At 71.3% G+C, this 12,412-nt stretch carries 13 protein-coding genes and 1 pseudogene; 7 read left to right on the forward strand and 7 right to left on the reverse strand.

What is annotated here, in order from left to right:
* Positions 1-67: 67 nt before the first annotated feature.
* The 3 genes and pseudogenes from AB0M56_RS18480 (at position 68) to AB0M56_RS18490 (ending at position 3,113) form a co-directional block, all read left to right on the forward strand.
* Positions 68-948 (forward strand): annotated as a pseudogene (locus AB0M56_RS18480) (DMT family transporter).
* Between the two features lie 792 nt (positions 949-1,740).
* On the forward strand, positions 1,741-2,394 hold the full coding sequence (locus tag AB0M56_RS18485; protein WP_364177301.1) for a GPR1/FUN34/YaaH family transporter: 654 nt from the start codon (positions 1,741-1,743) through the stop codon (positions 2,392-2,394).
* A 101-nt stretch (positions 2,395-2,495) separates the two neighbouring features.
* Positions 2,496-3,113: an RraA family protein gene (locus tag AB0M56_RS18490; RefSeq protein WP_364177303.1), complete on the forward strand. Its 618-nt coding sequence runs from the start codon at positions 2,496-2,498 to the stop codon at positions 3,111-3,113.
* Positions 3,114-3,180: 67 nt separating this feature from the next.
* Here AB0M56_RS18490 and AB0M56_RS18495 read toward each other — a convergent pair whose 3' ends face one another.
* Positions 3,181-5,007 carry a coagulation factor 5/8 type domain-containing protein gene (locus tag AB0M56_RS18495; protein ID WP_364177306.1) on the reverse strand — a complete coding sequence of 609 codons (1,827 nt, stop codon included), beginning with the start codon at positions 5,005-5,007 and terminating at the stop codon, positions 3,181-3,183.
* Between the two features lie 229 nt (positions 5,008-5,236).
* On the opposite strand from AB0M56_RS18495, the gene AB0M56_RS18500 reads away from it, so the two are divergent.
* A complete protein-coding gene (locus tag AB0M56_RS18500) occupies positions 5,237-5,539 on the forward strand; it encodes a hypothetical protein (protein WP_354868000.1) in 303 nt (100 codons plus the stop codon).
* Positions 5,540-5,564: 25 nt separating this feature from the next.
* On the opposite strand, the gene AB0M56_RS18505 is transcribed toward AB0M56_RS18500, so the two are convergent.
* On the reverse strand, positions 5,565-6,032 hold the full coding sequence (locus AB0M56_RS18505) for a nucleotide disphospho-sugar-binding domain-containing protein (RefSeq protein ID WP_364177310.1): 468 nt from the start codon (positions 6,030-6,032) through the stop codon (positions 5,565-5,567).
* Positions 6,033-6,842: 810 nt separating this feature from the next.
* On the opposite strand from AB0M56_RS18505, the gene AB0M56_RS18510 reads away from it, so the two are divergent.
* The 3 genes from AB0M56_RS18510 (at position 6,843) to AB0M56_RS18520 (ending at position 9,790) form a co-directional block, all read left to right on the forward strand.
* Complete coding sequence (locus AB0M56_RS18510; RefSeq protein ID WP_364177312.1) at positions 6,843-8,078, forward strand: alpha/beta fold hydrolase; 1,236 nt, start codon at positions 6,843-6,845, stop codon at positions 8,076-8,078.
* 256 nt (positions 8,079-8,334) lie between these two features.
* On the forward strand, positions 8,335-9,189 hold the full coding sequence (locus AB0M56_RS18515; RefSeq protein ID WP_364177314.1) for a hypothetical protein: 855 nt from the start codon (positions 8,335-8,337) through the stop codon (positions 9,187-9,189).
* A gap of 4 nt (positions 9,190-9,193) precedes the next feature.
* Positions 9,194-9,790 (forward strand): class F sortase, encoded by a 597-nt coding sequence (locus tag AB0M56_RS18520; protein ID WP_364177316.1) that lies wholly within the window; start codon positions 9,194-9,196, stop codon positions 9,788-9,790.
* 1 nt (position 9,791) lies between these two features.
* On the opposite strand, the gene crcB (AB0M56_RS18525) is transcribed toward AB0M56_RS18520, so the two are convergent.
* From crcB (AB0M56_RS18525) to AB0M56_RS18545, 5 genes are all read right to left on the reverse strand, one after another.
* A complete protein-coding gene (crcB, locus tag AB0M56_RS18525; RefSeq protein WP_364177318.1) occupies positions 9,792-10,157 on the reverse strand; it encodes a fluoride efflux transporter CrcB in 366 nt (121 codons plus the stop codon).
* Positions 10,154-10,621 carry a fluoride efflux transporter CrcB gene (gene crcB, locus AB0M56_RS18530; protein ID WP_364177321.1) on the reverse strand — a complete coding sequence of 156 codons (468 nt, stop codon included), beginning with the start codon at positions 10,619-10,621 and terminating at the stop codon, positions 10,154-10,156. Before crcB (AB0M56_RS18530) ends, crcB (AB0M56_RS18525) begins: the two co-directional genes overlap by 4 nt.
* 121 nt (positions 10,622-10,742) lie before the next feature.
* Positions 10,743-11,414: an enoyl-CoA hydratase/isomerase family protein gene (locus tag AB0M56_RS18535; protein WP_364177324.1), complete on the reverse strand. Its 672-nt coding sequence runs from the start codon at positions 11,412-11,414 to the stop codon at positions 10,743-10,745.
* Between the two features lie 12 nt (positions 11,415-11,426).
* Positions 11,427-12,065 carry a helix-turn-helix domain-containing protein gene (locus AB0M56_RS18540; RefSeq protein WP_364177327.1) on the reverse strand — a complete coding sequence of 213 codons (639 nt, stop codon included), beginning with the start codon at positions 12,063-12,065 and terminating at the stop codon, positions 11,427-11,429.
* A 60-nt stretch (positions 12,066-12,125) separates the two neighbouring features.
* The gene (locus tag AB0M56_RS18545) at positions 12,126-12,407 is read right to left on the reverse strand and encodes an isoamylase early set domain-containing protein (RefSeq protein ID WP_364177330.1); all 282 of its coding nucleotides are present in this window, start codon (positions 12,405-12,407) and stop codon (positions 12,126-12,128) included.
* Positions 12,408-12,412: the final 5 nt, after the last annotated feature.

Below are 12,412 nucleotides of genomic sequence, written 5' to 3' on the forward strand. Positions count from 1 at the left end.
CCGAACTTCCCGATCTCGAAGCAAAGACTAACTGGATCTACCGCATTCTAACGCCCACACTGGCCCGGTGAGCACCTCGAAACCCGTTCTGGCCATCGGCGGCACCGTCGTCCTGTGGGCATCCGCCTTCCCCGCGATCCGCGTAGGGCTCGACGGCTACGGCCCGTTCGGGCTCTCGCTGGCGCGGCTCGTCGTGGCCTCGGTCGCGCTGGCCGTCGCGGCGTCGTTCCTGGGCGTGCGGCCGCCGCGGCTCAAGGACCTGCCGCTCATCGCGTTGTGCGGGCTCACGGGCATGGCGGCGTACCAGGTGCTGCTCAACTGGGGCGAGGTGCACGTACCCGCCGGCACGGCGACCCTGCTGGTGGCCACTGCGCCGGTGTTCAGCGCGGTGCTGGCCGCCGCGTTCCTCGGCGAACGGCTGGGCGCGCGCGGCATCCTCGGCAGCGCCGTCGCGCTCGGCGGTTCGGCGCTCATCGCACTGTCCGGCGGCGATGTGCAGTACTCCACCGCCGCGTGGGTGGTTCTCGCCGCCGCGCTCGTGCAGGGCGCGTACCACTTCTGCAGCAAACTGTTGCTGCGCCACTATTCCGGCCTCGAAGTCGCGTGTAATGCGATGTGGACCGGCACGCTCTTCTCGCTGCCGCTGGCTCCGGCGGCCTGGCACGGCCTGGAAACCGCACCCGCTTCGGCGCACGCGGCCGTGCTGTACCTGGGCTTGCTGCCGTCCGCGCTCGGGTTCGTGTTGTGGGCTACGGCGTCGCGCGCAACACGGTCACCGCGGCGACGTCGGCGCTCTACCTCGTGCCGGTGGTGGCGCTGGCCGTCGCCTACGTCTGGCTGGGCGAAGTCCCCGCGCCCGTCGAGCTGGCCGGCGGCGCGATCGCCGTGGGCGGAGTCGTGCTCATCACCGCGCGGCGCAAGGCCCGCGTCCGCGAGCCCGTGGGCTGAGGGTCAACGGCCCCCGCCGCGACCTCGCCCGTGGCCGCCGTCGTCGCCGGAACCCCGGCCACCGCGGTCACCGCCGTGGTCGTCGCCGGTTCCGGAGCCCTGGTCCCGGGCGTACGCGGGTTGTCGTCCGACGGCGGGGTCGACACCGCTGTGACGAGCGGAGGCGGCGGGATCCACAACGGGGCCGGCGCGTTCGCTGTGCTGCCCGGGTCCACGAGCGACCACACGGCCGTGCCGCCCCACACGCCCACTGCGTGGCCTGCGCCGTGCCCGCTTCGCGCGCGAGGTAGGCGAAGAGCCCGGCCGGCGCCGCGAGCACGACCACCCCGGCGATCGTGAACCGGGCCAGCAGCCCGGCCGTGGACGGGCTCCGCTCCGGTGACCTGCCAGCACGGTATCGACCCGGACGCCCGGTTCGGACCTGTCCGACCGGACTACGACCCTCTCGGGTCGGGCGGGGCGGAAACCGGCTGCCCTGACGGAGCACTCCGGCGGCCACCCTGCGTGACATTTCGCCGGATCCACTCGGCGTAGCCGGAGCTACGCCGTTTCGTGGCCCAGTCGTTGCTCCGCGTGAAGCGCCACGCGGCGCCGTCGGCCGGGGCCTGTGAGGGCGATCACCGCAGCGTAGGGGCCGGATGTGGGCGGTGTGCCCCGGTTTCCACCTTGTCGGCGGCGTCTCTAAATGAGACTCCCGCCGTGCGGGGACAGGCGTATACCGAGCCATGTGCCACCGCGACGACCAGGCACACGACCAGGCACATTCCGGATGCCCGACCAGGGAGCCCGCTCATGACCACCCTCGATGCCAGTGCCGAAAGTGTCCCCCGAGTACCTGCCCAGCACACTGCGGAGGCCGCACCCGAAGCGCCCCCGGCCGCCGACCCGATGATGGTCGGCCTGCCCAGTTTCGTCGTCGGATCCGTCGCGCTGGGGCTCGTCCTCATCGGCTACGTGCCCGCGACCGCCGTCGGCGCGTCACTCGCCGTCATCATCGCCGCGACCGGCATCGGCCTGCTCATCGCAGCCGGCTGGGCCGCCGCCGTGGGCCAGAGCGCGGTGGCGGGTGTGTTCGCCATCTTCTCCGGGTTCTGGCTGAGCTACGCGCTGCTCGTGCTCGGCCTGACCCACAACTGGTTCGGGATCGACGCGACAGCCGCCGTCGACACCCAGGGGCTGTTCCTCATCTCCTGGCTCGTCATCGTCGGCATGCTGACGCTCGCGACCCTGCGGTTGCCGGTGGCCTACACCGTGCTGTTCGTCCTCATCGAGGTCGCGCTCGTGCTCGTGCTGGTCGGCACGCTCCAGGGCTCGGCCGGCATCCTCCAGGTCGGCGGGTACGTGGTGCTCGTGTTCGCCGCCGTCGGTGTGTACCTGTTCTTCAGCTCGGCCTCGACGGCCACGGGCGGGTCCGCGCTCCCGCTCGGCCCGCCGATCATGCGCTGAGCGAACTGCGTCACACGTGCCCCGGAGTCCGCGACTCCGGGGCACTTTCCTGCGACGATCGCGGTCTCGTCCAGGGGACACCAAGACGTGACAGGAGGACCATGCCCGACGGATTCCGCGACATCCCGACCACGACCCTCGCCGACCTGCTGAGCCGCGACCAGGTGATGGACATCGGTGTCCGCCCGCTGTGGGGCCCGGTGCCGCGCGTCGCCGGCCCGGCCTACACCGTCCAGTGCCCGGCGGGCGACAACCTGATGCTGCACGCGGCCATCCACCGCGCCCCCGCGGGCTCGATCGTCGTGGTGGAGTCCGGCGACCTGGACTACGCGCTGGCGGGTGGCAACGTCTGCGCCGTGGCTCAGCGCAACGGGATCGCGGCGTTCGTCCTCGACGGCGTGATCCGCGACCTCGCCGAGGTGCGCGAGCTGGGGTTCCCCGTGTTCGCGCGCGGCCTGATCCCGATCCCCGGGACGAAGGCGGCCGTCGCGCCGCTGGGTGAGCCCGTGAGCTGCGGCGGGGTCACCGTGCACGCGGGTGACATCGTGACCGCCGACGAGGAGGGCGTCGTGGTCACGCCGGCCGCCGACGCGGAGCGGATCCTCCTGGCCGCACAGGCACGCCTGGCCAAGGAGGAGACGCAAACGCTCGACGAGTGGGACGCCGACCACGAGGCCCGGATCGACGCGATCCTGAAGGAGCGCGGGTTCGAAGGCTGAGGGGTCCCGCGCCGCGACCGTCGTGAATGGACAGTCGCGGCGCGGGTTTCTTCGTCCGGGTTCGCTGTTACGGGTACGACTTCAGCATCGCCAGCCCGGTGACGGCGTCCGACGGGCCACCGGTGTCGTTGACGACGTGGGCGATCGTGCCCTGGCCGCCGCCGAGCGAGAACGTGATCATGCTGTGGAACCGCACGCCCGGCCGGTGCGGCGCGGCGATGGCGCGGTCGGAGACGATCGTGCGGTCACGCGAGAAGATGCAGTAGCTGCCCAGGCCCCACGCTTCGTGCGTGCGGACGTTGTCGCCCACCGCGTAGGCGGGGAAGCCGCGGTGGGTCCCGTCCATCCACGCGGCCTGGTTCGGTGGGTCGTAGGGCATTTCGTTCTGGAAGAAGTAGGTGCGGCCACCCTCGCCGTTCCACTGCACCTGGGCCTTCTGGTGGTGCTCGACGAACAAGCCGTAGGCGATCACACCCGAGCCGTTCACGACCAGGCCGACGTCGGAGGTGTTGGCGTCCCAGCCGACGCCCGCGCCGTGGTCGGCCCGCCACAGCCACATGTTGTCGATGAGCACGTCGTCGCTGTTGACGACCACGCACCGCTTGGCCTTGCCCACGCCGGCACCGCCGACGCGCACGAACACGTCGTGCATCGAGCTCGGGTTGCGCGCGTGGCCGCGGCGCGACCCGTCGGGCCCGAAGCGGATCAGCGGGTCGGACGCGACCGGTCCCGCGTCCACGAGCAGGCCGGCGACGCGCACGCCGTCCACGTCGGCGACGTCCAGCGCGGTGACGCCGTTGTCCGGGATCAGCGTGGCGTAGCCGAGACCGAACACGACGGTGTTGGCCCGCGTGACGGTGAGCGGCTGGTCGACGTGGTAGATGCCCGGGGTGAGCAGCAAGTGCTTGCCCTGCGCGAGGGCGGCGTTGAGGTCGGCGGCGGACTCCGTCGGCTTGGCGATGTGGAACGCGTCGATGGACAGCGAGGTGCCCTCCGGCTTGCGCGCCTCCCAGCTGGTGGCCTCCGCGTTGGTGCGGACGGCGGGCACGAACACCTGGTAGGCGCCGGCGCCGTCCACGTAGAGGAACGGCTTCTCGCAGATCACCGGCGTGCGCTCGATGGAGGTGTACGGCGGCGTCGGGAACGAGGTCGCCGGCGCGCCCGGCGAGCCGACGAACACGAAGTTCCAGTTCGAGCCCACCCACGAGCCGACGACCGAGTTGCGCGTGAGCCACTGCTGCTGGGTGCCGGAGTTGACCTGGCCGGTGAGCTGGCAGTCGGCGATGAACCCGCCGCTGGAGTAGCCGCCGTCGGACAGCTTGAGGTCCCCGAGCAGGTAGATGCGACGGTAGTAGGTGGCCTGCGAGACGGCCCAGGTGTCGACGCCGCTCTTCGGGACGGCGTTGAGGTTCTCGGCGCCGCGCCAGAAGTTCACGAGCGTGCCGTTGCCGTGCGCGTCGCCCTCCACGCCGAGCGAGCCCGTGATGCTGGCGCCGCTGGGCTGCAGGCCGAGGCCGGCGACCTGGGTGTAGTAGCCGAGCTTGACGTCGACGGAGTAGGCGCCGGGTTTGAACAGCAAGGCGTAGCGGCCCTCGCCGAACTGGCTGCCACGCTGCTGGGCGTAGATGGCGTCGAGGGTGGCCTGGATGTTCGCGGTGCTCGAGTCGAAGACGTGGACGTTGGGGCCGAAGTCGGGCTGGCCGGCGGCGTGGGTGGCCGGAGGAGGGGCTTGGTTCGGGGTTTCCATCGCTTTTGGGGTTTCCGTCGCGGGTGCAGCCGCGGCGGGGCTCGTCAGGGTGAGCGCGGACGTCGCCGCGAGGGCGGCGCCGGAGCCCAGCGCCAGGAAGCTTCTTCTCGCGAGTGTGGGGTCGGGGTGTTCGGACTGTGCTGGCAACGGGGAGACCGTCCTTTCGACACGACACGACACGTGGCGGCGTGTGCGGGCCGAGGAATCCGTGCGGCACCGACATTTCCGAGCCGGGCTCACCGGTGTCAAGACGCCTGTCGGTGACCGGGACAGCCGAAAGTCCTGAACGCCCCTGCCGCGGCAGTACCGGGCAAAGGCGACAGGTTGCGGAAACGGCTAGGGTCGGGGGTGGGGACCGCGACGACAGGAGTGCCACATGACCACGAACCAGCCCGGCGACCAGGAGCCGTTGGACGCCGAGATCGTCGAGAGCCCGGCGACCCCCGGCGTTCCGGCGGCGGACCTGCCCGAGCCCGACTACAGCGAGGGCGGCGTGCCGTCGTTCGACTTCGTCCGCGACCGCATCGAGAACCGCTACAACACGTCGGTGGGCGCTCAGGAGCTCGCGGGCATCGGCGGGCCGGAGACGATCGAGTCGCTCGACAAGAAGATCGCCGACCGAGACAAGGCCGCGAAGGACAAGCTCGCCGAGATCCGCCGGTCGATGGGCAAGCAGTAACGTCCCTTGCGTCCTTTGTGGACGGTCAGCCCAGCAGGTCCAGCACCGCGTCGGCCGCGGCTTTCGCGCCGCCGGCCGCAGTGATCTCCTTGGCCATCCAGGCCGGCCGGTCGTGCACGACGGGGTCGCCGGCGACGCGGTCGACCGTCTCGCGGACCAGCTCCGGGGTGAGGGCTTCGGAGTCGAGCACCTCGCCCAGTCCCAGCTCCTGGACGCGGCGAGCGTTGAGTGCCTGCTCGGGCACCTGGGGCAGCGTCACCAGCGGCACGGCCAGCGACAGCGCCTCCATGATCGAGTTCATGCCGGCGTGGGAGACGAACGCGGCCGCGTGGCCCAGCACCGCCTGCTGCGCCACCGTCGGCAGCGCCTCGACGTTCGGCGGCAGCTCGCCCAGCAGCGCCGGCCCGCGCTCCACCAGCTCCGCCACGAGCGGCAATGCCGGGTTGACATGCCCCGCCGCCGGCGCGGCGACGAAGAACAGGTGCTTGCCCAAAGGTGGTTTCCCCTCGCAGTCCGGACAAGATCACCGTAGCCGCACCCGGGGCCCTTCAGACGGGACACTTCCCGTTTGACCACCCCGCACCACCTGGATCGACACCTCCCGCCGATACTCTCTCGCCGGCGCCGGCCGCACAGACCCGCACGTCGCCGGCCCGGCTCGACCGGACCGCTCGCGGCGTCTGGCCCGCGCGAACGCCTACTCGCACACCGCCGACCCCACGACGGGACCGTTCGCGCCACAGCAGCAGTGCGAACGGTTCACTCGCGGCACCCGACGAGACAACACAACGCAGGAACCGCCTTCGTCCTGCCCGCACGCCGAGCGGCGCCCCGTGGCACCTCCGCACACCTCGACTGCCGACGCGAACGGACCACTCGCGGCGCCTACCCCACGCGAGCCCGCCCACTCACACACCACCGACCCGAAGACCGGACCCCTCGCACCGCAGCAACAGCGCGAGCGGACCACTCGCGGCGCCTATCCCGCGCGAGCCGCCCACTCAGACACCACCGACCCTGCGACCTGACCACTCGCGCAGCAGAGCGAGTGGACCACTCGCGGCACCCACCCCACGCGAGCCGCCCACTCACACCACACCGTCCCCACGACCTGACCACTCGAACCGCAGCAACAACGCGAGCAGACCACATGCGGCACCTACCCCGCACGAAACCCCCACTCACACACCACCTACCCCACGACCAGACCACTCGCGCCCCACTCGCACCCGCCGAGACCCGGACGGAAGAGCCCACCGAAAACCACCCCACCCACCCGGCCCCGGCGTGATTTGATCGACCCATGCCTACCTCCGTGCGCGTCCCCGGTCTGGTTCTCACCGAGCACGAGTTCGACGTCCCGTTGGATCACGGCAGGCCCGAGGGCGACCGGATCACCGTGTTCGCGCGGGAGGTCGCGGAGCCGGGTGGCGGGGAGGAGCGGCCGTTCCTCGTGTTCCTGCAGGGTGGGCCCGGGCACGAGGCGCCGCGGCCCGCGGGTCGGGCCGCGGGGTGGCTGGGGCGGGCGCTGCGGGACTACCGGGTGCTGCTGCTGGACCAGCGGGGCACCGGCAACTCCACCCCCGTCGGCATGTTGCCCGGGCGCACGCCCGCCGAGCAGGCGGAGTACCTCGCGCATTTCCGCGCCGACTCGATCGTGCGGGACGCGGAGCTGATCCGGCGGCGGCTGGGCGTGGACCGGTGGAGCGTGCTGGGCCAGTCGTTCGGCGGGTTCACCTCGCTCGCCTACCTCTCGCAAGCGCCGGAGGGCCTGCGGGAAGCGTTCTTCACCGGGGGCCTGCCTCCGGTCGAACGGCACCCCGACGAGGTGTACCAGGCGACGTACGCGACGCTGCTGGAGCGCAACCGCCGCTACTACCGGCGCTACCCCGGAGACCGCGAGCGCGTGCGGAAGCTGCACACACGCCTGCACGCCGGTGAGCTCGCGCTGCCCGACGGCACGCCGATCACGTCCCGGTTGTTCCGCCAGCTCGGCAACGTCCTCGGGTCGAGCGAGGGCGCCGAGACGCTGCACTACCTGCTGGAGCGCGACCCCGACTCCCCGGCCTTCGCGCACGACGTCGCGGCGACGCTGCCGTTCTCGGCGCGCAACCCGCTCTACGCGGTGATCCACGAGGCCTGTTACGCCGACGGCCACGCCACCCGCTGGTCGGCCGAGCGCACGCGCCCGGCGGAGTACGACGACGACGTCACGCTCTTCACCGGCGAGCACGTCTTCCCCTCGGTGTTCACCGACCTGCCCGGCCTCGCGCCGCTGCGCGAAGCCGCCGAGCTGCTCGCCGAGCGCGAGTGGCCGCGCCTCTACGACGCCGACGCGCTGCGAAGCTGCGAAGTGCCGTGCGCCGCCGCGATCTACGCCGAGGACGCGTATGTGGAACGCCGGTTCTCCGAGGAGACCGCCGGGCTGATCCCGACGATGCGCCCGTGGGTCACGAACGAGTACGAGCACAACGGCCTGCGCGCGGCGGGCGAGCACGTGCTCGGCCGGCTGATCGACCTCGTCCGCGGCCGCGCCTGAAGATCGAAAAGAAGTCCCGGATAGCCCACGGGAATGGTGGGCGTGTTACGATCGGTTTCGTTATCACGCCCACCGCCTTCGTTATCAGGTCGTTTCCTTAGACCAGACCGGATCAATTCCATCGGCCCGGAAACGCGGAACGTTACAGAATTCGAGCGTGGTTTTCCCCACCCGGGAATCATTTCCCTTCGACGCTTTTCTGCGGCAGAATCCCGCCATTGCCCAACGTCGGGCACTGTCGCAGCAGGGAGTCACCGTGAAGAAACCGTTGGGCCGTCTCGCAGGTGCCGTGCTCGCCGGCGCCGCCCTCACGCTCGCGTCCGCGCCGGCCGCCTTCGCGCAGGACGAACCCACCGCGGCGGTCGAGACCACGACGACGTCCGAGTCGACGGACTCGCCGGCACCGACCACATCGGACTCCAGCACCTCCGAGAGCCCCACCAGCGACTCGAGCACCCCGACGTCCGCCACTCCGCCGAGCACGACCGGCGACATCGAAACGCCGGCCGACCCCGAGGTGCAGACCACCGAAGGCCGCCGCGCCCCGGCCGCCGCCAAGCCCCGCACCGCTGAAGACGCCAAAGACTCCGGAGACGACCAGAACGCCGACGAGACCACCGAAACCACCGCCCCCACCGACCCGTACACCGACAACGCCGGCCACGGCTTCGTTGGCCTCGGCGGTGAAGGCGTGCTGGTCATCGCCTGCGCGTCCGGCGCGCCCGGGAACGTCGCGACCGCCGGCCTCACCGTGACCGCCGGCCCGGACCAGGACGGCGCCGACGGCCGCTACTGGAACTACGACGTGCGCGTGGTCGACGGATTCACCGGCACCACCGCGCCGTTCAGCTGGACCTGCGACGGCCAGGAAGGCCACGGCGACGTGACCTTCGAGCAGGTCGCACCGCCCACCTCGGACACCAGCGAAACCCCGGCCACCAGCGACACCCCGACCAGCAGCACCACCTCCCCGACGACCTCGGCGTCCACTTCGGACACCACGAAGATCACATCCGGCCCCGTCGTCACCCGCCCGGCGGTCCAGGTCCGCTACGCGCCCCAGGGCGGCGTCGAGACCGGCTTCGGCGGAACCGCGCGGTTCTGGTTCTGAGCCGATGAAGCGAATCGAACTCGTGGCGACGGCAGCCACCGTGCTGGCCGTCACCGCGGTGCTGGCCGGCTGCAGTTCTGCTCCCACTCCGGCGCCGGCTGCCGCGGTGACGCCGGTCCCGAGCAGTGTCCCCGTCACCCAACCGTTCAAGGGCCTGCGCCCGACCTCCGTCAGCATCCCGAAGATCGGGGCGCAGTCCAGCCTGGTCTCCGTCGCGGTGAACCTCGAGGGCAAGATCTCCGTGCCCTCGGTGAAAACGCCGATGCAGGCCGCGTGGTACCGCCTCTCCCCCGTCCCCGGCGAGGTCGGTCCGGCGATCGTCCTCGGCCACGTGGACGGCGACAAAAAGCCCGGCATCTTCTACAAGCTCAAGGATCTCGTCCCCGGCGACGAGGTGGACGTCGACCGCAGCGACGGCAAGAAGCTGAAGTTCACCGTCGACCACCTCACTCAGGTCCCCAAGGACCAGTTTCCCCAGGACGCGGTCTACGGCAACAGCACCAAACCCGAGCTGCGCCTGATCACCTGCGGCGGCGTGTTCGATCACGCCGAGCACAGCTACGAGGACAACATCGTGGTGTACGCCAACCTCGCCACATAACTCAGACGAGCGCGTGGACCACCGCGTACCCGAGCGTGGCCGCCCCCAGTCCGGCGGCCACGCTCAGCACCACATTGGCCACCGCCGCGCCGTACGCCCGCCGCTCCAGCAGGCGCACGGTCTCGTAGCCGAAAGTGCTGTACGTCGTCAGCGCCCCGCAGAACCCCGTGCCCACTAGAATCGAGACGGTACCGGGCAACGCCGACCCGGCGCCGGCGAGCGAGCCGAGCACCAAGGATCCCACCAGGTTGACCGTGAACGTGCCCCACGGAAACGCGCTGTGGTGGCGCGCCTGCACGAAGCGATCGGTGACGTACCGCAGCGGTGCCCCGACCACCGCGCCCAGGAACACGAGCAGCGCCGTCACGCCTCGACCGTCCTTTCCGGACGGACGAACAGTCTTCGCGCGAGCGCCATGCCGGCCACGACCGCGAGCAGCGCCGCCACGAGCGTGCCCGCGAGGTAGCCGAACGCGAGCCCGACCGTGCCCGGCCGCAGCAGCCCGTGGATCTCGACGGCGTAGGTCGAGAACGTGGTGTAGCCGCCCAGGATCCCGACCCCGAGAAACGGCCGCACCAGCCGGTTCACGGTCCACGCCTCGGTGACCGCGACCATGAGCACCCCGATGAGGAAGCAGCCGGTGAAGTTGATCAGGAACGTCGCCAGCGGGAAGTGCCCGGGTGCGGTGGGGAGCAGGACCGCGAGGCCGTACCGGGCGAGCGCGCCGAGGCCGCCGCCGAGGGCGACCACGGCGAGGACCGGCGCGTTCTCCCGCACGGCCGTGCGGCGCCACAGCGGCGTCCGCTGCGAAGACCCAGTTGATTCGGGCACAAACGTCTCCTACTCCACGCGGGCATGCTAGCGCCCTCGGTTCGAGTAGGGACTGTTGGCAGCGAGCGCTGCGGTTGTCCGGAAGGCCCGGAGCGGCGAGCCCCACCGCCGCGCGCTCAGCTTACCGGACCAGATCCGCCGGCGTGCGCAGGGCGGTCAACGCGGGCGCGAACATGGTGGACTTGATCGCCCCGAGCGTGCCGCGGTCCTTGCCTGCCAGCGGCGCGACGACCTCGGTCGCCGTGCTGACCAGCGCGGCCTCGTCGGCCGTCGCGTCGACCAGGCCCAGCTCCCTGGCCTGCGGGCCGCCGAAGCGGCGCCCGGTGGTCATCGACGCGACCGCCGTGGCCGGCGTGAGCTTGGCCTGGATGAGCGCGGCCATGCCGGGCGTGAACGGGATGTTGATGTCGGCCTCGGGGAAGCAGAAGAACCCGCGATCGGTGCGCATCACGCGGAAGTCGTGGGCCATCGCCAGCATCGCGCCGGCCCCGAACGCGTGCCCGTTCACCGCCGCGACGGTCGGCACCGGCAGCGCGAGCACGCGGGCGAGCAGCTCGTGGACGTCGGTGACGTATTTGCCGGCTTCGTCACCGTGGTTGGTCAGCCAGTCGAGGTCGAGGCCGTTGGAGTAGAACTTGCCGCTGCCCGTGGTCACGAGCGCCGCGGGCGCGGAGCCGGCCGTGACGGTGTCGAGGTGGGTGTTCACCTCCTCCAGCCACGCGGGTGAAAACCGGTTCTCGTCGGCGCCGAAGTCCAGGACGTGGACGGCATCGTGGCTGGTCAGTGCGGGCATGCGAGAGTCTTTTCAGCCGGTGGTTGCGGTACGGGACGAACGCCGCTTCGGCGGCGGCAGAGCGAGCACCGCGCGGACGGCGGCGGCGAGCCGGCGGCGGCTGTCTTCGCCGACGCGGCCTTCGGCCAGCTCACGGCGGTAGATCGCACTCGGCAGGTCGACGACACACGTGGTGATCACCTCGACGGCCACGCCGTCGCCGCGCTGCCACAGCTCGCGCGCGAGGCGCACGAGCAGGCACACCAGGCGTTTGTCCAGCGCGTGCAGCGCCTCGACGACCTCGTCGGGCAGCTGCGGGCCGAGCACGCGGTCGGGTGAGACGGTGATCATCAGGCGCGCGGCGTCGGGGCGTTGCGCCGCCACCACGGCCGGCGCGTCGGCCGCGGCGACCACGGCCGCGACCGGGCCCGCCTCGGCCAGCGCGGCGTCGACCAGGCCCTCCTGCACGTCGACGAAGTGGGTCGCGGCCCGCAGCCACGCGCGGCCGACGAGCGCGGGCAGCGAGCCGAAGCTGTGGTAGATCACGCTGTTGGGCACGCCCGCGGCCAGCGCAAGTCCGCGCGCGGTGACTTCTTCCGGCCCGCGGTCGGCGACGAGCCGCTCGGCGACGTCGAGCAGCCGTTCGGGGTCGTGGATCCGCGGCCTGGGCACGAACCCGAGCGTAAAGGAACACGCGCTCCACAACAACGGTTTTGTGGAGCACACGTTCCTCTATTCGGCGACGAACACGCAGTCGTACCCGTCGCGGATGGTCACGTCGGGGTCGTCGAGCCACTGCCCGCCCGTCGCGAGGTAGCGGAAGCGCAGCTTCACACCGGGCCGCACCTCGACGGCGGCCGAGCGCGTGCCGTTGGACCGCTTGCGCAGCTCGTGGCACCCGGGCTGCCAGTCGTTGAAGTCGCCGACCACGCTGACGGGCCCCGGCGGGGTGTCGTGCGGGAGGACGAACGTCACCTTCCGCACCCCGCCGCCGCCTCGGCTGGTCTTGATCACGAGCG

Origin of the sequence: Amycolatopsis sp. NPDC051372 (genome assembly GCF_040682095.1) — a bacterium.
GTDB lineage: Bacteria > Actinomycetota > Actinomycetes > Mycobacteriales > Pseudonocardiaceae > Amycolatopsis.

Bases quoted from the DNA above. Each gene is read 5' to 3' on its own strand.
- AB0M56_RS18500 (WP_354868000.1), top strand. From the start codon at position 5,237: ATGACCACGAACCAGCCCGGCGACCAGGAGCCGTTGGACGCCGAGATC.
- AB0M56_RS18490 (WP_364177303.1), top strand. From the start codon at position 2,496: ATGCCCGACGGATTCCGCGACATCCCGACCACGACCCTCGCCGACCTG.
- AB0M56_RS18485 (WP_364177301.1), top strand. From the start codon at position 1,741: ATGACCACCCTCGATGCCAGTGCCGAAAGTGTCCCCCGAGTACCTGCC.
- AB0M56_RS18535 (WP_364177324.1), bottom strand. From the start codon at position 11,414: ATGCCCGCACTGACCAGCCACGATGCCGTCCACGTCCTGGACTTCGGC.
- AB0M56_RS18510 (WP_364177312.1), top strand. From the start codon at position 6,843: ATGCCTACCTCCGTGCGCGTCCCCGGTCTGGTTCTCACCGAGCACGAG.
- AB0M56_RS18520 (WP_364177316.1), top strand. From the start codon at position 9,194: ATGAAGCGAATCGAACTCGTGGCGACGGCAGCCACCGTGCTGGCCGTC.